Genomic DNA, 17,831 nt, shown 5'->3' with positions numbered 1-17,831 from the left:
CCCCCTCACTCGGAGGCGAGCCTACTGCTGTTCCCGCAGTTGACGTTTCAACACTTTTCCGGCCGCGTTGCGCGGCAGCTCGTCGAGGAAGAAAACGTCCCGGGGAACGGAGAACCGCGCGAGGTTCGCCCTCACGTGTTCCCGCACCTGTTCCGCCGTCAGTGTTTTTGCGCCGACAACGAACGCGGCGAGGCGCTGCCCGAACTCGTCGTCCGGCACGCCGAGCACCGCGACCTCGGTGACGCCGTCGAGGTTCGAGAGGAGGTCCTCCACCTCGCGCGGGTAGACGTTCTCGCCGCCGGAGATGATCATCTCGTCGTCGCGGCCCGCCACGAACAGCAGGCCGTCGCGGACGTAGCCGAGATCGCCGGTCGACATCAGGCCGTTCAACGACTCCTTGCTGGTGCCGTTGGTGTAGCCGTCGAAGAGCATCTCGTTGCCGACGAAGATCCGCCCGGTCTCGCCTGGCGCGACCGGGTTGCCCTTGTCGTCCACAATGGCCAGACGGGTGCCGAGCGGTGGTTGTCCCGCCGTGCCGGGCTCCCGGAGCATCTCCTCCGGCGTCGCGATGCTCGCCCAGCTCACTTCCGTTGAGCCGTAGAGGTTGTAGAGCACCGGCCCGAACTCCTCCAGCGTGCGGGTGGCCACGCGCGGGGGCAGGGCGGACCCGCTGGACGCGATGATCCGCAGCTTCGGCCGGTGCGGGGTCTCCAGCATGCGTTGCAGCATCACGGGAACGACGAACATCGCGGTGCACTGCTCCGCGTCCTTCAGCGCCTGCGCGGGGTCGAACTTCCGGCGCAGCACCAGCGTGGCGCCGAGCACGAGCCCGAGCTGGAACGCGGCGAGGCCCCAGGCGTGGAAGAGCGGGGAGGTGATCGAGATGACGTCACCGTGCCTGAGCGGGATCCGCGACAGCAGTGCGGCGGCGGGGGCGAGGCTCGCGGGTTCCGGGCGTTTGGCGCCCTTGGGCGCGCCGGTGGTGCCGGAGGTGAGGATGATCAACCGGCCGCGCGGAGGCCTGCGGGGCAGCGGTGTCGTGGGCCCGTTGAGGATGAGCAACTCGAGCTCGTCGCTGAAGAAGGTGGGGACGTCGGGGAGGAGGTCGGCGAACTCGCGGTCGGCGACGATCCTGTCGATCTTCTGGTCCTGTGCGACCTGGGCCAGTTGTCCTTTGCTCAGGCCGGTGTTGAGTAGGACGGCGTCGGCGCCGATCTTGGTGCAGGCGGTCATCGTCTCGATGAACCCGCGGTGGTTGCGGCACAGCAGGCCGATGCGTTCCTCAGCGCGGAAGGCGTGCGCGAGCCGGCTGGTGCGCTCGTGGACCTCGGCGTAGGTGAGAGTGCCGTCGTCGTCGACGATCGCCGCGCGGTCGGGATGTCGTCCCGCGCCCGTCTGGTAACCCCAGGCGAGCGTGATGTCCCACTGCACGTAGCCGCGCACGGTGCCGGAAAGCCCTCGCGGGCCCAACGGCCGGATCACTCCGGCTTTGACCAGGGTCAGCAGCACGCGGGTCAGCATGAACCACACTCTGCCACTAACCTACTTGTGAGTAGGTAACGCTGTGACTGCGGTCACATCTCAGTGTCGGACGCGGCGACGACGGCTTCCCGCAGCGCTGCCCGCAAACGGCCGACTTCCAGCGGTGTCAGAACGGCGGCCTCTCCCGGTGGCACGTTGATCACGATGTGCCCCTGGCTGACGAACACCGTCAAGTCCCGTCGGCGCGAAGCGATGTCGCGGCAGCTCACCTGCCACTCCTCTTTGGCTCCCACGGGTTTCTTCCTCCAGCTCACTCGGCGCGCCGGCTCGGTCGTCCCGGCGCTCGCGTCGGTGAGACGCGCGCCACCGGGGGTCATGACGAAGGTTTCCCGTTCGAGGGAAACGTCTTCGCCGCGCGACCGCGCCGAGCTGCGGATAGCGTCGCACGTGGGACGAGTTCTGGTCACCAGGAGGGGTGAAAATGGCGGAACCGCAACGCATCGTGATCGTGGGAACGGGCCTCGCCGGTGCCTCCGCGGCGGGCGCGCTCCGGGAGCGCGGCTACGGCGGCAAGATCACCGTGTTCGGCACCGAGCACCACCGGCCCTACGAACTGCCCGCGCTGTCCAAGGACCTGCTGCTGGGCAAGGCCTCCGAGCCCACGTGGGTGCACGAGCCGAGTTTCTACGCCGACAACGAGATCGACCTCCAGCTCGGCGTCTCGGTGCTGGAGGTGCGGCCCGGTGATCACGCGGTCGTTGACTCCGATGGAGCAGTGCGTTCCTACGATCGGCTCTTGCTCGCGACCGGATCGCGCCCCCGCGTTCTGCCTGGCGCGCAAGGACATGTGCTGCGCACGCTGGACGACTCGCTGGCGTTGAAGTCGGTGTTGCGCGAGGGCAGGCACGTCGTGATCATCGGCGCGGGCTGGATCGGCTGCGAGGTGGCGTCCGCCGCCCGCACGCACGGCTGCCGCGTCACGGTGGTCGATCCGCTGTCCGAACCGCTGGTGCGCGTGCTCGGCACCGAGATGGGCGCGATGTTCCGCGGCCTGCACGCCGAGCACGGCGTCGAGTTCAAGCTCGGCACCGGAGTGCAGGGCTTCACCCCGTCCGGCCTGCGCCTCGGCGACGGCACCGAGCTGATCCCGGACGTGACGGTGCTGGCGGTGGGCGCGACACCACGACTCGAACTGGCCGAGGCCGCCGGACTGGAACTCGCCGACGGGGGCGTGGCTGTCGACGCCACGTTGCGCACCTCCGCGCCGGACGTGTTCGCGGCCGGTGACATCGCGGCGCACGACCACCCCCGCTACGACGGGCGGGTCCGGGTCGAGCACTGGGCCAACGCGAAGGAGCAGGGCACCTACGTCGCCGGTCCGCTGCTCGGGGAGGGCGAGCCGTACGAGAAGTCGCCGTACTTCTTCACCGACCAGTACGACCTCGGCATGGAGTACCGCGGTCTCGCCGGTCCCGACGACGAGGTGGTGGTGCGCGGCGACCTGGCTGCGCGGCAGTTCATCGCGTTCTGGCTGCGGGACGGACGGGTGCGGGCCGCCATGAACGTCAACGTCTGGGACGACGGTGCGGCGTTGAAGGCGTTGGTGGACGCGCAGGCGACCGTGACGCCGGATCAGCTGCGCGAGGCGGAGCTGGGTTCGCTGGCCTAGTGTCCCGCGTCGTATATCAACCGCCAAAGTGGTGTCCTGTTGTTTTGGCGCGAAAAGCACGTTCGGGCCGCTAGATGGCCTTGGCTCCTCGTTCGCTCAGGGGAGCCGTATGGCGCGAACGGGACGTCGGGGCCGCTAGATCGCCCGAACGTGCTTTTCGCGCCAAACATGACTTAGATCACGGATTTCCGGTGCAGGACACTAGATGCACGACCCGTGCACGGGGCTCTCGCCCTCGGCCAGTTCGCCGAGGGCCTTGCGGAGAACCGCCATCTCCTGATGGGTGAAGCGGGTGCGGAAGGAGCGCTCGACGTCGGCCAGCGCGTCGCCCGCCTCCTTCTGCAGCTCGCGACCCTTGTCGGTGATCACCGGCGTGCGCACCCGGCGGTCCTTCGGGTCGGGCACCCGCATGATCAGGCCGGTCCGCTCGAGCTTGTCGAGCTCGCTCATCAGCGTGGTCTTGTCCAGGCCGAGCATCGCCCCGAGCTTGAGCTGGGTGCGCGCGGACTCCTCGTCGCTCGCGAGCGCCTGGAGCACCAGCTGCCCGCGCAGGGAGATGCCGAACTTCGCGATCTCCTCGGCGAACGCGGACCCGACCCGCTGGGCGGCGCGGTGCAGCAGCCAGTTGAAGTCCCACTTCTCCACGCACGCGGCGATCGGTTGCTGCACCTCCATGTGGTCCATCCTACATCCCGGGGAAGATCTTCTTGGTTGAGAACATCTTGACTCGGAACTTCTCCACTCGTATGTTCTGGGTATGACCAATCTGCTGCACATCGACTCGAGCATCCGCCACGAGGGCTCCGTGACCCGCGAGATCACCGGCGCGTTCGCCGACGTCTGGAGGTCCGCCAACCCCGAGGGCGGCTACACCCACCGGGACCTGGCCGCGGCGCCGATCCCGCACGTGGACGGCACGGCGCAGGACATCAAGGCCGATCTGGTCGCCGAGGTCAGGGCCGCGGACGTGATCCTCATCGGCGCACCGATGTACAACTTCTCGATCCCGTCGACGCTCAAGGCGTGGATCGACCAGATCGCGAGCCCGGAGTTCTTCCCGCGCGAGGACGGCACCTTCGAGCTCGGCGGCAAGCGCGTGGTCGTCGTGACGGCTCGCGGTGGCTCGTACAAGCCGGGCACGCCGCGCGAGGGCTTCGACTTCCAGGAGCCGTACCTGCGGGCCGTGCTGTCGATGATCGGGCTGGACCAGCGCCTGGAGTTCGTCCACGCCGAGCTGACCATGGCCGAGGTGAACCCGCAGCTGCACGAGTTCCGCGAGCTGGCGGTCGAGTCGCTGGCCGACGCGCACCGCGTGGTGAAGGAACTCGCGTCCGCCTAGTCTCGGGCGCGTGATCGACAAGGTTGCCTGGATTCATCTGGAAGGCGGCAGGGTGCTCGGCACCCGGTCGGCCGGCAAGGACACGTACTACCTGCCCGGCGGCAAGCGGGAACCGGGCGAGTCCGACGTCGAGACGCTCGTCCGCGAGATCCGCGAGGAGCTGACCGTCGAGATCGACGCGGCATCGGCCGCGCACGTCGGGACGTTCGAAGCGCAGGCGCACGGCCACTCGTCGGGGGTGACCGTGCGGATGACCTGCTACACCGCGTCGTTCACGGGGGAACTGGCGGCGGCGAGCGAGATCGAGGAGCTCGCCTGGCTCACGACCGCCGACGCGGACCGGATCTCACCGGTCGATCGGATCATCTTCGCTCATCTGCACGAGAACGGACTGCTGGCTTAGGCTGGTAAGCGCTTTTCGGGCAGCGGGTGGCCACTCCATCTGGTCAGCCGCTTCGCGCGGGGGCTCGACGCGCTGTGAAGCGGCGTGTCCGGCCCCCGTGCGCCCAGAAGGCGGCGGCCGTGCTGATCACGGCGATGATCACGTAGATCGCCGCGAAGCCGAGGTGCGCGACGAGCACCGCGCCCACCGCGAGGCCCAGTGGTCCCGCGGTGAACACGATGCTGATCGCGGTGGCGCTGACCCGGCCGATCACCGCGGGCGGCGTGCGCTGCTGGACGAGAGTGGCCACCGCGATCACGGCCCAGGCGAGACCCGCGCCGTGCACGAACCCTGCTGCGAGGACCGCGGGCAGCCAGGCCGTCGTGCGGGCCAGCGCCGCGACCGCGATCAGGACGAGTCCCACCGCGACGTTCGCGCGTCGTCCCATCAGGCCCGCGACGACCGATCCGGCGCCCTGCGCAGCGGTCAGCACGCCGAGGAACTCCGGTCCGTGGTGCAGACCCTTTTCCACCAGCGAGAACGCGGCGGCGGTGTGCAGTGAACCCGCGAACAACGCCGTTGCCGCACCCGCGATCGGCCAGGCCAGGGCCCTCAGGTGCGGCCAGCTGGGTGACTCGTGCGGTGCGGGCGGTGGTTCGTCGACGCGGATCATGCTGGTGGCCGCTGCGGCGAACAGGAACGACAACGCGTCGATCGCCACCACCGGCCACGCGCCGTACGCCGCGAACAGGGCCGCGCCCGCCAGTGGTGCGACGAGCTTCATGCCTTCCTGCAACGACATCCGCAGGCCGTTGACTCTCGCCAGCCGGTCCGGTGGCAGCAACGCCACGAGCAACGCCGGTTCGGCGGCGCTCACCAGCACGGCCTTCGTGCCGTAGACCAGCAGCACCGCGAAGACCGCCCAGATCTCGTCGGTGAAGAACAGCACGGCCAGCACCGGGACGATCGCGAGGTCGGTCCAGACGAGCAGGGGCTTCTTGCGGCGCGCGTCCACGAACCTGCCGAGCCACGGCGAGAGCACGCTCGGCGCGTACACGCACAGCAGCGCGACGGTCGCGAGGGCGTCGCTGCCCGTCAGCGTCTTCACCCAGATTCCGGCGACCAGGTACATCGCGCTCGTTCCGAAGAACGACAGCGCGAGACCCGCGAAGTACCACCGCACCACGTCGCAGCCCCCCCAGAAACGACGAAAGGAGGCGAGCACTGCTCTCCTCCCACTTCAACATATAGCGCACCCCCGCTCTTGCGGCAAGACCCCCAGCGTGCTTCATCATTGCCCGGCCAACGTGCTCTACCTGGGGAAATGGGGATTCCATGATCGACGTCATCATCGCCGGCGGCGGGCCGACCGGCATGATGCTGGCCGGCGAGCTGCGGCTGCACGGGGTGCGGGTGGTGCTGCTCGAGAGGGACCTGGAGCCGACGAAGGTCGTCCGAGCGCTCGGCCTGCACGCGCGCAGCATCGAGATCCTGGACCAACGCGGCCTGGTCGACCGGTTCCTGTCACTGGGCACGAAGCACCCGCTCGCCGGCTTCTTCGCGGGCATCGACAAGCCCGCGCCGGAGCGGCTCGACACCAAGTACCCCCACGTCCTCGGCCTGCCGCAGCCGATCATCGAGCGGCAGCTCACCGAGCACGCCGTCGAGGCCGGCGCGGAGGTCCGGCGTGGATGCACGGTCACCGGGCTCTCGCAGGACGACGAGGGGGTGACCGTCGAGCTGGCCGACGGCACGTCGTTGCGGGCGCGCTACCTGGTCGGGTGCGACGGCGGGCGCAGCACCGTGCGGAAGCTGGCCGGCATCGACTTCCCCGGTGAGCCCACGCGGGTGGAGACGCTGCTCGGTGAGATGGAGATCGGCGTCCCGTGGGAGGAGGCGATGCCGTTGATGCTGGAGGTCCGCAAGACGCAGAAGCGGTTCGGCATCGGTCCGATGGGCGGGGCGTACCGGGTCGTCGTGCCCGCCGAGGGGGTCTCGGAGGACCGGGCGGTCATGCCGACGCTCGACGACTTCAAGGAGCAGTTGCGGCGGGTCGCCGGCACCGACTTCGGCGTGCACTCGCCGCGGTGGATGTCCCGCTTCGGCGACGCCACGCGGCAGGCCGAGCGCTACCGGGCGGGGCGGGTGTTCCTCGCCGGCGACGCGGCGCACATCCACCCGCCGACCGGTGGGCAGGGGCTCAACCTCGGCCTGCAGGACGCGTTCAACCTGGGCTGGAAGCTCGCCGCGGCGGTCCACGGCTGGGCACCCGCGGACCTGCTGGACACCTACGAGGCCGAACGGCACCCGGTGGCCGAGGAGGTGCTGAACAACACGCGCGCGCAGATCGAGTTGATGAAGGTCGAGCCGGGGCCGCAGTCGGTGCGGCGGCTGCTGACGGAGCTCGTCGGGTTCGAACAGGTCAACCGGTACCTGGTCGAGAAGATCATCGCGGTGTCGGTGCGGTACGACCTCGGTTCCGGCGACGACCTGGTCGGCAGGCGGATCGGGGACCTCGCGCTGAAGCGGGGCGGGCTCTACGACCACATGCACGCCGGTCGCGCGATCCTGCTCGACCAGACCGGAACGCTCACGGTCGGGGGCTGGGCGGACCGGGTCGACCACCTCGTCGACGTCAGCGAGGAACTGGACGCGCCCGCCGTGCTGCTGCGACCGGACGGGCACGTGGTGTGGGCGGGTTCCGACCACCAGGAGCTGGAGGCGGAGCTCGCGCGCTGGTTCGGTGCCGCCTTGTAGCCACTCCAATCGTCAGGCTGAGGTCACCCGTTCGGGGGCCGGGGGCGCGCTGTCACACTGTGCGGCGTGTCCGAGCCGACGAACGCCGTGCTGCTCCGCGCAGCCGAGCTCACCGCCTCGGGGAAACCTCGGCAGGCCATCGACCTGCTGCGGCCCCTCGTGGCGGCGAACCCTCGGCACGCCGAGGCGTGGTGCCGGCTCGCGGCCGCCCACCTCGACCTCGGTGAGGCGGACCAGGCGCTCGACTCGGCCAAGCGGGCGATGACCCTCGACGGTGAGCCCGCCTGGCCGCAGCGGCTGGCGGCGCTCGCGTTGAGCGACCTCGGCCGGCACCAGGAGGCGGCGGTCGCGGCACGCGAGTCCGTGCGCCGCAAGCCCGGCGACTGGCGGTGCTACGTCGTGCTGGCCGAGGTGCTCGCCGACTCCCCGGACGGCGCAGTGGAGGCGTTCGACTCGGCCCTGCACGCCTCACAGCTCGCGCCGAGCGAGGCGCGGGCGTTCCAGGTGCTCGGCGACGCGGCCCTGCGCCTGCGCGACTGGGGCACCGCAGAGCACGCGTACCGCACGGCGATCAAGCTCGACCCGTCCGACGCCGACTCCAAGGCGAACCTCGCGACCGTGCAACGGCGGCGTTCGGCCAAGCCCGCGCCGGTGCAGTTGAACAAGCTCCAGGTGTGGCGTGCGCTGCGCATGCTGTCGTTGCTGCTCGTCGGCGGCGGTTTACTCGCGTTGATCGCCGGCATGCCCCGGCCCACGCCCTACCTCGGGTTCTTCACCGGTGCCCTGGTGCTGTGCTGCCTGGTCGTGGCCCTGCGGCTGCGGCCGTTCAAGATGCTGTTCGGCCTGCGCAAGCTCGCCGTGACGGTGTCGCTGCTCGCCGCGTCGGCTCTCATCCTGACGGCGTGGACGGTCGCGTTGCTGTTCGGCGCAACCACGATGCAGCCGCTTGTGCTTTCCTGGTTGTGCGCTGTCGTGGGGGGAGCGCTCGTCTACGTCGGAGGAGGCAGGAAGCGGTGATGCGTCGCAACGCGGTCGCGCTCGCGTTCCTGCTGTTCCTCGGACAGCTGTTCATCGTCGCCGCGCCCGCGGAGCCCGCGCCCGCCTCCGGTTCCGTCGTCCGGCACGGCCACGACTTCGCGAACCTGCCCGGCGCCGCGCCCAAGCCGCACAACCACAACGCGGCGCAGGTCCCGCAGTCCCAGCTGCCGATGGACTCCCCGCCCGTCGCGAAGCCCTCGCTGCCCGTCCGCTTCATCGTCTCCTTCGTGCGGCGCGTGCACCGCACGCCCGACGGCATCCGCTGGACCCCGCAGCGGGACCGCTCTCCGCCTTCCGGTCGCTGAAACCCGTTTCCAGCAACCAATTCCGGAAGGCTTTCCCAACCATGTCGCGCGACAACGCGCGACGGGGTCTCCTCGTGCGCGCACTGGCAGCGCTCGGGGTCCTCGTCGCATCCACTTTCCTGCTGCTCACCACAGATCCCCGCCTCGGCCTCGACCTGCGCGGCGGAACCCAGATCGTCCTCGAGGCCAAGGGCGACGCCGACGCCGCCGACCGCTCACTGGAGGTGTTGAGGCGGCGAGTCGACGCTCTGGGCGTCGCCGAACCGGTGATCGCCCGCTCCGGCGAGAACCGCATCGTCGTCGAGCTGCCCGGCGTCCAGGACCCCGAGGAGGCCGTGAAGGTCCTCGGCCGCACCGCGCAGCTCCTGGTGCAGCGCAACGGCCAGACCGTCATGACCGGCGAGGGCATCTCGGACGCCACGTCCGTGCGCAACCCGCAGGGCGCGGGCTTCCTCGTCAACATCCAGTTCCGCGGCGACGCGCCGTCGCAGTGGCAGAAGGTCACCGGCGAGGCGGCCTGCGAACCGTCCGGCACGCCCGGCCGCCAGATCGCGTTCGTGCTGGACGGCAAGCCGATCTCGTCGCCGGAGGTCAGCCTCGACACGCCGTGCGGCGCAGGCCAGGCGGGTGGCGCCACGTCGATCACCGGCCGGTTCTCCCAGGAGGAGGCCAAGGAACTGGCCCTGGTCATCCGTTCCGGCGCGCTGCCCGTGCCGGTCGAGGTGATCGAACAACGCACCGTCGGGGCGACGCTCGGTGCTGAAGCGATCGAGGCCAGCGCTCAGGCCGCGATCATCGGCATCGCGCTCACCTCGGTGTTCCTGATCTTCGCCTACCGGTTGGCGGGCCTGTTGGCCGTGGTGGCTCTGGCCGGCTACGCGGCCGTCGCGTACGCGGGGCTTCTGGCCGTGGGGGCGACGTTGACGTTGCCCGGTCTGGCCGGTTTCGTGCTCGCGATCGGCATGGCGGTCGACGCGAACGTCCTGATCTTCGAACGGGCGCGGGAGGAGTACGCCCGCAAACCGAACCTGCGGCGCGCCGCGGAAGGAGGTTTCCGCGGTGCGCTGAGCGCGATCGCCGACTCGAACGTGACGACCCTGCTGGCGGCCGGTCTGCTGTTCTGGCTGGCCACGGGCCCGGTGCGCGGCTTCGGCGTCACGTTGACCATCGGTGTGCTGGCGTCGATGTTCAGCGCCCTCGTGCTGTCGCGCGTGCTGGTGCTGTGGTTGTTCGGCACCCGGTTCGTGGCGAAGCGCCCGAGGTTGAGCGGCCTGCACACGTTGGGCTGGGTGCGCCGGCGGCTGTCCGTCGTGCTGTACCGCCGTCCGTCGTTGTGGCTGATCAGCGCCGGTGCCGTGGTGCTGGTGGCTGTTGCGGGCCTGTTCGTGCGCGGCCTGAACCTGGGGGTGGAGTTCACCGGCGGCCGCATGCTCGACTTCACCGCGGGCGGCCCTGTCGACGCCGGCGCGGTGCGCACCGCCTTGTCCGACGCGGGTTTCCCGGACGTGGTCGTCTCGTCCTCGGGTTCCGAGGTCTCGCTGCGGACCGGCCCGATCGACGACGCGCAGTCGTCCCGCATCGGCCAGGTCGTCTCGTCGGCGGTGGACGGCGGCGCCCGCCAGTCGAGCAACGAGCTGATCGGCCCGTCGCTGTCGTCCGAACTGCGCCGCAACGCCGTGATCGGCCTGGCCATCGCCGTCATCGCCCAGCTCGGCTACCTGGCCGTCCGCTTCGACTGGCGCCTGGGCCTCGCCACGGTCGCCGCCCTGCTCAGCGACGTGCTGGTCCTGATCGGCGTGTTCGCGTGGCTGGGCAAGACGGCCGACGGCGTGTTTCTCGCGGCCCTGCTGACCGTCATCGGCTACTCGGTGAACGACTCGGTGGTGGTCTTCGACCGTCTCCGCTCGTTGCGCGGCTCCCGGTTGAAGGCGCCTTACCCGGACGTGGTCTCGGACGCGGTCGTGCAGACCGTGCCCCGCACCGTGAACACGGGCATCGGCGTGCTCTTCGTGCTGTCGGCGTTGCTGGTGCTCGGCGACGGCTCACTGGCCAACTTCGCGACGGCGCTGCTGATCGGCCTGATCGCCGGCACCGCGTCCACCGTGGTCACCGCCGCCCCGGTCGCCCTCTGGCTGGAGTCCCGCTGGCCGCGCCGCCGAGCAGTTTCGAAGAAGCGATCAACGGAGGTGCGGGCCTAGCGTTTGCGCATGATCACTCACGCGCACTCGATGACCATCAACGTCCCGGACCTTGACGAGGGCCTGCGGTTCTACGTTGACGTGCTGGGCTGGGAGAAGCGGCAGGACACCAACGAGGCCGGTATGCGCTGGCTGACCGTCGCTCCTCCCGGCGCCCAGACGGCGTTCGCGCTGACGGTTTCGGACACGCCCAACGTGTCGTTCTCGATGGGCTGCGGGATCTCGCTGATCACCGACGACATCGACGCCGACGTCGTGCTGCTCGAGCGGGAGGGGGTGCGGGTGAAGGCGGCGCCGGAGACCATGCCGTGGGGTGATCGGGCGACCTGGTTCAGCGACCCGTTCGGCAACGAGTTCTTCCTCGTTCAGCCCGCTTCGTAGCAGAGTGGGCGGCATGACCTCCTTCGCCGCGTACCAGAACGAGATTTACCTGCAAGGGCTCGGCGGCGCGGTGCCGCCGTTCACCACCGACCCGAACGCGCTGGAGCAGTCCGCGCGCGAGCGGCTGGGGCCGGGTCCGTTCTGGTACGTGGCGGGAGGTGCGGGCGCCGGCGCCACCGTGCGGGCGAACCGGGCCGCGTTCGAGCGCGTGCAGATCGTGCCGCGGATGCTCACCAACGCGACCGAGCGTCACCTCGGTGTCTCGGTGTTGGGCACGGCGCTGCCTGCGCCGGTGATGCTCGCACCCGTTGGCGTGCAGTCGATCCTGCACCCGGACGGCGAACTGGCCACCGCCCGTGCCGCGGCCGAGCTGGGGGTGCCGATGGTGCTGTCGACGGCGTCCTCGCACACCATCGAGGAGGTCGCCGAGGCGTCCGGCGACGGGCCGCGCTGGTACCAGCTGTACTGGCCGAACGACCCGGACGTGTGCGCTTCGCTGTTGGAGCGGGCGCGCAAGGCCGGGTACACGGCGTTGGTCGTCACGCTCGACACGTGGACGTTGGCGTGGCGGCCGCACGACCTCGACCAGGCGTACCTGCCGTTCCTGCGCGGGGTGGGCACGGCGATCCCGTTCAGCGACCCGGTTTTCCGCGCCGGGCTGCAGAAGTCGCCCGAGGAGGATCTGCCGATGGCGATCCTGCGGTGGGTGCAGCTCTTCACCGGCACCGACAAGTCGTGGGACCAGCTCGCGTTCCTGCGCGAGCACTGGGACGGGCCGACCGTCCTCAAAGGAATCCAGCACCCGGACGACGCGCGCAAGGCAGTCGAGTCCGGAATGGACGGTGTCGTCGTGTCGAACCACGGCGGGCGGCAGGTCGACGGCGCGGTAGGGTCGCTGGACGTGCTGCCGTCGATCGTCGAGGCGGTGGGGGAGCAGGTCGACGTGCTGTTCGACTCCGGGATCCGCTCCGGTGCCGACATCGTGAAGGCCCTGGCGCTGGGCGCCAAGGCCGTGATGGTCGGGCGGCCGTTCGCCTACGGATTGGCGCACGGCGGGCAGGTCGGTGTGAAGCACGTGCTGCGGAGCCTGCTCGCGGACTTCGACCTGACGCTCGGGCTGTCGGGTCACCGCAGCCCGGCCGAGCTTGGCCCGGACGCGCTGCGGTTCACCTGACGAACGAGTACTACGGCATCGTCGCGGTCATCCGGGCGAGCGTGCCGAAGTCGGCTGGCTGCACCCGCAGCCAGCCCTCGCTCTTCGCCGCGAGGTACCGCCCGCTCGGCGTGTCGATGTACGAGAGCGGGGCGAGGCAACGCTGCTTGCGGCCCCGGTGGTCGCGCTTGGCCGAGTAGACCTGACCGGCACCGGTGCGCGGCTGGCCCATGATCTCCTTGAGCTGCGCCACCAGCTGGTCGTTCGGCGTGCTCGTCGGACGGCTCTGCTGCATGAACGAGCCGGTGTCCTCATAGGACGGCTGACGCTTCTGCTTCAGCGCGTCCTCCGGCACCGTGATCGGGTTGCCCTTGCCCGCCGGCGTGGGCGGCAGCGCGCCGACCAGCGCCTGCGGTGCCTCCTCCGGGCGGACGGGCTCCAGCACGAACTGCTGGTCCGGCGTCAGCACGATGCGCAGCGCGTCCTGGCCGTTCGACACGACCAGAGCGCTCTGCTGCGGGCCGTCCTTCACGCTGAAGTACGCCCAGTACTCGACGCCTGCCTCTACCACGAGCCGCAGCGCGCCGGCCAGGTCCGGGTGGACCTGGCTGCCGCGCGCCAGCCCGTACTGCTCGAGTTGCGCCCACGCCGTGCGCTGCAACTGTTCGAGCTCGCTCAGATCGCCCGACTCGAGGCGTTCCTCGTCGTAGTCGACCTGGGCGAGCAGCGCACGGTGCAACGACGGCAGGCCCGCCGCCTGCCACGCCTGGTAGAGCGCGGTGACTGGAATGGCGACCCTGCTTCTCAGCACGACTTCTCCTTATCCGCCGATGACCGGCGGAGCCACCATCGTTCCGTCACCGAAGATGTCCTCGGTCTCCTGCAGGTACGACGCGGACTTGTGCTCCTTGTCCTCGTCTCCCTCACCACGACCGGCACCGGCGCCCATACCGCCGCCCATGCCCGCCGCGCCACCACGACCGGCCGCGCCAGCGGCACCGGCCCCGGCAGGCCCGAAGCCGCCGGCACCACGCCCCTGCTCACCGGCGACACCGGCAGCACCACCGAAGCCGCTGCCCATGCCACCGGGGCCACCGAGACCACGGGCCGCCGCGGCACCACCGAGGCCACCACCGCCGCCACCACGACCACCGCCGCCACCGCCGGGCCCACCAAGCCCTTTACCGCCGGGGCCACCCGGACCGCCGGGGCGGTTGCGCGGGTCGTTGGGGTCGAACCGGCCGCGGTTGCGCGGATCGTTCGGGTTGTTCGGATCCCACCTGCCGCCGGGCGGAATGCCCTGGTCAGAGCCGGGAGGCCGGGTGCGCGGGTCGTTCGGGTCGCTGACACCGGGCGGCCGGTTGCGCGGGTCGTTGGGGTCGTTCTGCCACGACGGGTTGGTCGTGTCGCCGCCGCCCGGCGGCTTCCACCCCGACTGGTTGGTGTCGTCACCGGGCCCGCCCGTGCCGGGCGGCTGACCGGTGCCGGGCGGCGTGTACGGGTCTCCCGTGCCGTAGCGGTCGACCTGGTTGATGTTCTTGTCGCCGCCGCCCTGCTGCTCCATCCCCGCGTCGCCGGCGGTCGGCGAGATGAAGGTCGGCATGGTGCTGACGGTCGCCGCGGCGGCGTCCCGGTACTGGTTGTACGCCCGGATGTTCTGCTCGTTGGACTGCTGGTTCTTCTTGACCGCCTCGTCGTAGTCGGTCTCCCACCACGCCAGGTCGTTGAAGTACGGCTTGTCCGGCACCTTCGGCGGCTCCGACATCGCGTTCTTGGCGTTGACGTACGCCTCACCGAGGGCTTCGGTGTTCTTGCCCGCGGTACCCGCGGACTCGCCGGTGACGTCGGCCCAGGTCGCGAGCGGCGACGTCGCACCACGGGCCGCGTCACCCGCCGCGCCCTCCCAGCTGGCGCCGGAGTCGCTCACCGCCTTGTTGATCAGAGCCGCCACGTCGACGTGGCCGTTGGAGAGTTCCGCCCAGGCCTGCGCGGCCGGTGTGGTGCTCTGGTTCGGCCCCTTGCCCTTCTCGAACCACTTGTAGACAGTCTCGCCGTCCGCGCAGGGAATCAGCGCGAAGCCGGCAGTACTCGACGCGTCCCCAGCCATCTCCCTACCCCTTCAGGTTCGTGATGATCAACTGCGCGACTCTCTCGCCCTCGGCGCAGGGCTTCTTGGTGGCCCGTTCGTCCGCGGCGGCGCTGACCGATATCGAAATCGAGTCGGTCTTGGAGGCCTGAAGGAAGGTCGAGCACGCCAGTTCGCCATCAACCGGGTCAGTGGAGATCACCCGCACGCCATCGATCTTCTTGTCCGTGAAGACAGCGTTGTTCTTGACGTTGCTGACCATGTCCTCGAAGTCCCGGCCCTCGGTCACCGAGATCGCATAGGTCGAGTTCTTGATGACGTCCTGGCCCTGCCAAGTGCACTTGGGGCCGAGTGGACCCGTGCCGGGGGCGGCGGGACGCAGAGTGCCGAGCGTGGCCACCTGGTCCGGCTTGAGGATGCTGCACGGAGCGGACACGTACTTGGCGATGCTCAGGTCAGTGCCCGACCCGTTGCTGGTGGGCTCGCTGCTTGCCGTCTGGCCGCCGGTCGCAGGTGGAGTCGTGGGGTTCCCGCCTGTCTGGCCAGGCGTGCACCCCGCGAGCGCACCGAAGGTGAACACTGCGGCCAGCAAAGCGGTCATGCGCTTCAAGATCGTGTCAGCCCTTCACCGCGGCCTCGGCCGCCTCGTCGGTGCCCCGGTACTCGGCCAGAGCCTTCTCGATGTTCTTGACGGTCTGCTCGAGGGCCTTCTGCGCTTCTCTGTTCGCCCACAGATAGCCACCGTGATCCACACCGGCCGCCCTGACCACGGAGTTCTTCACCTGCTCGCTGACCGGGTCGGGGCCGGGAGCACCCGACTGCTGGAGATCGCGGGCCTGCGTGTCCAACGCCACCAGCTTCTCGATGGCGAGCCTGAGACCGTCGATCATCTTCTGCGCCTGGTCAGGATCGACGCTGAACTTCGTGACTCCGCCACCCGCGGCCGCGCCTGCCGCCGCTCCAGCGGCCGCGCCGGCTCTCACGGGTACGAGCGCATCGAACATCAGCATCTCAGCCAGCTCCCCTCAGAACTCTCCACACCCCGGTTAGAGGATTTTTACACAGGCGAGGTTCCCCTTGGAGTCGATCGAATCAGCTGATCAGGTCACATGGCCGATTCGTTCAAGACTCCGCGGAGTCACCGGCCTACGGTCGAGGACATGATCGAACGAGCGAGGAACTTCATCTGGCTGAACGCCCGCACGCTGGAACAACGCTGGTTCGAGCACGCCTTCGACGGTGGCGCGGCGCACGCCGTCGTCCAGGCCGTGCTGGCCTTCCGCAACGACGACGGTGGTTATGGTCACGCCCTCGAACCCGACCACCGCGGGCCCACCAGCCAGCCGCTGCACGTCCTGCGCGCCCTCCAGATGTTCGGCGAGGTCAACGCCCCCGAGCACGCCGAACCGGTGCTGGCCTGGCTCGAGGCGACCTGTCCCGACGGGAGCGTCCCGTTCGGCATGTCCACGTCGAAGGGGCATCCGATGGCGCCGTGGGTCACCGCCGACGACCAGGGCGGACTGCTGCTGACCTCCCAGATCGCCGCCGCGCTGCACGCCCTGGAGCTGAACCACCCCTGGCTCGACCGGGCCACCGACTACTGCTGGCAGGAGATCGAGCGGCTCGACCACACCCACCCGTACGAGCTGCGCGGGGCGGTGATGTTCCTGGACGAGGTGCCTGACCGGGCGCGCGCCGAGCTCGCCGCCGAGAGGATCAAGCACCTCAAACCGAGCACCGAGGGCTACGCGGAGGGCGAATCCCTCCCGCTGCACGAGTACGCGCGGAAGCCCTCCAGCGTCGCCAGGGCCTGGTTCTCCGAGCAGGAACTCGAGAACGACCTCGACGAGCTGCAGAACGGGCAGCAGGAAGACGGTGGCTGGAACTTCGGCTTCCCCGCCTTCACCCCGATCACCCACTTCGAATGGCGTTCCATCGCCACGATCGACGCCCTGCTGACGCTGCGCCGCTACGGCCGGATCAGCTGACCCAGCGGCACTCCGGCCAACGCGCGGACCTCGCGGGCCAGGTGCGCCTGGTCCGCGTAGCCGGCTTCGACAGCCACCGAGGCGAACGGCAGCCCGCTCCACGCGAGGCGCATCGCCGCGTCGAACCGCAGCACGCGCTGCAACACCTTGGGCGGATAGCCGAACGCGTCCAGGCACCGGCGCCGCAGCTGCCGTGAGCTCAGGCCGATCTCCCACGCCGCCGCGGAAACGTCGACGGTCCGCAGCAACGAGGCCGTGCCGCTCAGCACGGGATCCACCACCACTCGCGAGGCGCAGAACGCCACCATGTCCGAGAAGGACTCGAGCCGCGCGGAAGGCACCAGTTCCGACAACGGAACCCGCAGATCCCGCACCGCGTGCGCGGGCACACCGAACACCGACGGAAACGCCCCCGGTGGCAACCGAACGCCGTACAACGTTCCCGGCGCAACCTGAGCGAGCTGCGCCTGTGTGTCCGGCCCTGCCACGAACAACGCGCCGGGAGCGGGTGTCCACATCAGATCGGTGCAGCCGTCCGGCACCACGCGCTGCACGGTCGGCGTGGAGACCGTGCGCGTCCACAGGCAGGCAAGGCCGGCGGGGGCGGGACGTTCCGCGTACACAGGTCCATCATCCACCCGTGGCAGGATGATCAACGACATCGACTGGGAGGAATGTCAATGAAGCGAATCCTGTCCACGGCAGCAGCGGCTTCGGTCGCTCTGGGCGTGATCCTCGCCGGTGCGGGCACGGCGTCCGCGCAGGAGCCCTACCGCAAGTACCCGACGAAGTCCGCGTGCGAGACGGCGGGCTTCCAGTACTACGCGAGCGGCAAGACGGTGCGCTGGGACTGCACCGGGCCGCACTCCGCGAGCCCCGCCAGCCAGAAGTACTGGCTCTACCTGCTCCCCAGGTGAAACGACCGGAAGCCCTGCTCCTCGCGCTGAGGAGCAGGGCTTCCGGTTTCCTGTGGACGATACTGGGATTGAACCAGTGACCCCTACCGTGTCAAGGTAGTGCTCTCCCGCTGAGCTAATCGTCCGTGCAGGACGA

At 69.8% G+C, this 17,831-nt stretch carries 20 protein-coding genes and 1 tRNA gene; 11 read left to right on the top strand and 10 right to left on the bottom strand.

The window, feature by feature from the left end:
* Positions 1 to 21: 21 nt before the first annotated feature.
* The gene (locus ACFOWZ_RS33375; RefSeq protein ID WP_382377935.1) at positions 22 to 1,521 is read right to left on the bottom strand and encodes an AMP-binding protein; all 1,500 of its coding nucleotides are present in this window, start codon (positions 1,519 to 1,521) and stop codon (positions 22 to 24) included.
* A 53-nt stretch (positions 1,522 to 1,574) separates the two neighbouring features.
* Complete coding sequence (locus ACFOWZ_RS33370) at positions 1,575 to 1,775, bottom strand: hypothetical protein (protein WP_030468277.1); 201 nt, start codon at positions 1,773 to 1,775, stop codon at positions 1,575 to 1,577.
* Positions 1,776 to 1,963: 188 nt separating this feature from the next.
* On the opposite strand from ACFOWZ_RS33370, the gene ACFOWZ_RS33365 reads away from it, so the two are divergent.
* Positions 1,964 to 3,151 (top strand): NAD(P)/FAD-dependent oxidoreductase, encoded by a 1,188-nt coding sequence (locus ACFOWZ_RS33365; RefSeq protein WP_382377934.1) that lies wholly within the window; start codon positions 1,964 to 1,966, stop codon positions 3,149 to 3,151.
* A gap of 201 nt (positions 3,152 to 3,352) precedes the next feature.
* On the opposite strand, the gene ACFOWZ_RS33360 is transcribed toward ACFOWZ_RS33365, so the two are convergent.
* Entirely contained in the window at positions 3,353 to 3,826 is a 474-nt protein-coding gene (locus ACFOWZ_RS33360; protein WP_382377933.1) for a MarR family winged helix-turn-helix transcriptional regulator, read from the bottom strand.
* Between the two features lie 82 nt (positions 3,827 to 3,908).
* On the opposite strand from ACFOWZ_RS33360, the gene ACFOWZ_RS33355 reads away from it, so the two are divergent.
* Complete coding sequence (locus ACFOWZ_RS33355; protein WP_382377932.1) at positions 3,909 to 4,490, top strand: FMN-dependent NADH-azoreductase; 582 nt, start codon at positions 3,909 to 3,911, stop codon at positions 4,488 to 4,490.
* A 10-nt stretch (positions 4,491 to 4,500) separates the two neighbouring features.
* Positions 4,501 to 4,893, top strand: a complete 393-nt coding sequence (locus ACFOWZ_RS33350; protein ID WP_382377931.1) for an NUDIX hydrolase — start codon at positions 4,501 to 4,503, stop codon at positions 4,891 to 4,893.
* A gap of 43 nt (positions 4,894 to 4,936) precedes the next feature.
* Here the strand turns inward: ACFOWZ_RS33350 and ACFOWZ_RS33345 are convergent, their stop codons facing one another.
* On the bottom strand, positions 4,937 to 6,058 hold the full coding sequence (locus ACFOWZ_RS33345) for an MFS transporter (RefSeq protein WP_382377930.1): 1,122 nt from the start codon (positions 6,056 to 6,058) through the stop codon (positions 4,937 to 4,939).
* A 149-nt stretch (positions 6,059 to 6,207) separates the two neighbouring features.
* Here ACFOWZ_RS33345 and rox point away from each other — a divergent pair, with 149 nt between their 5' ends.
* The 6 genes from rox (at position 6,208) to ACFOWZ_RS33315 (ending at position 12,725) form a co-directional block, all read left to right on the top strand.
* Entirely contained in the window at positions 6,208 to 7,629 is a 1,422-nt protein-coding gene (gene rox / locus ACFOWZ_RS33340; protein ID WP_382377929.1) for a rifampin monooxygenase, read from the top strand.
* A gap of 66 nt (positions 7,630 to 7,695) precedes the next feature.
* Positions 7,696 to 8,646, top strand: coding sequence for a tetratricopeptide repeat protein (locus tag ACFOWZ_RS33335; RefSeq protein ID WP_382377928.1), 951 nt, complete (start codon positions 7,696 to 7,698; stop codon positions 8,644 to 8,646).
* Entirely contained in the window at positions 8,646 to 8,972 is a 327-nt protein-coding gene (locus ACFOWZ_RS33330; protein WP_382377927.1) for a hypothetical protein, read from the top strand. Before ACFOWZ_RS33335 ends, ACFOWZ_RS33330 begins: the two co-directional genes overlap by 1 nt.
* A 74-nt stretch (positions 8,973 to 9,046) precedes the next feature.
* Positions 9,047 to 11,170, top strand: a complete 2,124-nt coding sequence (gene secD / locus ACFOWZ_RS33325; RefSeq protein ID WP_382377926.1) for a protein translocase subunit SecD — start codon at positions 9,047 to 9,049, stop codon at positions 11,168 to 11,170.
* Between the two features lie 9 nt (positions 11,171 to 11,179).
* On the top strand, positions 11,180 to 11,551 hold the full coding sequence (locus tag ACFOWZ_RS33320; protein WP_382377925.1) for a VOC family protein: 372 nt from the start codon (positions 11,180 to 11,182) through the stop codon (positions 11,549 to 11,551).
* A 13-nt stretch (positions 11,552 to 11,564) separates the two neighbouring features.
* Positions 11,565 to 12,725, top strand: a complete 1,161-nt coding sequence (locus tag ACFOWZ_RS33315; RefSeq protein ID WP_382377924.1) for a lactate 2-monooxygenase — start codon at positions 11,565 to 11,567, stop codon at positions 12,723 to 12,725.
* A gap of 10 nt (positions 12,726 to 12,735) precedes the next feature.
* On the opposite strand, the gene ACFOWZ_RS33310 is transcribed toward ACFOWZ_RS33315, so the two are convergent.
* The 4 genes from ACFOWZ_RS33310 to ACFOWZ_RS33295 are packed head-to-tail and all read right to left on the bottom strand — an operon-like array spanning position 12,736 to position 15,800.
* Positions 12,736 to 13,515, bottom strand: a complete 780-nt coding sequence (locus ACFOWZ_RS33310; protein WP_382377923.1) for an ESX secretion-associated protein EspG — start codon at positions 13,513 to 13,515, stop codon at positions 12,736 to 12,738.
* 9 nt (positions 13,516 to 13,524) lie between these two features.
* Positions 13,525 to 14,811, bottom strand: coding sequence for a PPE domain-containing protein (locus ACFOWZ_RS33305; RefSeq protein WP_382377922.1), 1,287 nt, complete (start codon positions 14,809 to 14,811; stop codon positions 13,525 to 13,527).
* Between the two features lie 4 nt (positions 14,812 to 14,815).
* The gene (locus ACFOWZ_RS33300) at positions 14,816 to 15,391 is read right to left on the bottom strand and encodes a DUF3558 domain-containing protein (protein ID WP_382377921.1); all 576 of its coding nucleotides are present in this window, start codon (positions 15,389 to 15,391) and stop codon (positions 14,816 to 14,818) included.
* Between the two features lie 16 nt (positions 15,392 to 15,407).
* Entirely contained in the window at positions 15,408 to 15,800 is a 393-nt protein-coding gene (locus tag ACFOWZ_RS33295) for a hypothetical protein (RefSeq protein ID WP_382377920.1), read from the bottom strand.
* Between the two features lie 150 nt (positions 15,801 to 15,950).
* On the opposite strand from ACFOWZ_RS33295, the gene ACFOWZ_RS33290 reads away from it, so the two are divergent.
* Complete coding sequence (locus tag ACFOWZ_RS33290; RefSeq protein WP_382377919.1) at positions 15,951 to 16,778, top strand: hypothetical protein; 828 nt, start codon at positions 15,951 to 15,953, stop codon at positions 16,776 to 16,778.
* Here the strand turns inward: ACFOWZ_RS33290 and ACFOWZ_RS33285 are convergent.
* Positions 16,760 to 17,416, bottom strand: coding sequence for a helix-turn-helix domain-containing protein (locus ACFOWZ_RS33285; RefSeq protein ID WP_382377918.1), 657 nt, complete (start codon positions 17,414 to 17,416; stop codon positions 16,760 to 16,762). The two genes, ACFOWZ_RS33290 and ACFOWZ_RS33285, sit on opposite strands and share 19 nt — an antisense overlap.
* A 42-nt stretch (positions 17,417 to 17,458) precedes the next feature.
* Here ACFOWZ_RS33285 and ACFOWZ_RS33280 point away from each other — a divergent pair, with 42 nt between their 5' ends.
* Positions 17,459 to 17,695: a hypothetical protein gene (locus ACFOWZ_RS33280; RefSeq protein WP_382377917.1), complete on the top strand. Its 237-nt coding sequence runs from the start codon at positions 17,459 to 17,461 to the stop codon at positions 17,693 to 17,695.
* A gap of 53 nt (positions 17,696 to 17,748) precedes the next feature.
* Here ACFOWZ_RS33280 and ACFOWZ_RS33275 read toward each other — a convergent pair.
* Positions 17,749 to 17,820, bottom strand: a tRNA-Val gene (locus tag ACFOWZ_RS33275).
* Between the last annotated feature and the right edge of the window lie 11 nt (positions 17,821 to 17,831).

The sequence above is a fragment of the Lentzea rhizosphaerae genome (genome assembly GCF_042649515.1).
Taxonomy (GTDB): domain Bacteria; phylum Actinomycetota; class Actinomycetes; order Mycobacteriales; family Pseudonocardiaceae; genus Lentzea; species Lentzea aerocolonigenes.
The sequence above is the reverse complement of the archived record's forward strand: the minus strand, read 5'-3'. Positions and strand labels throughout refer to the sequence as shown.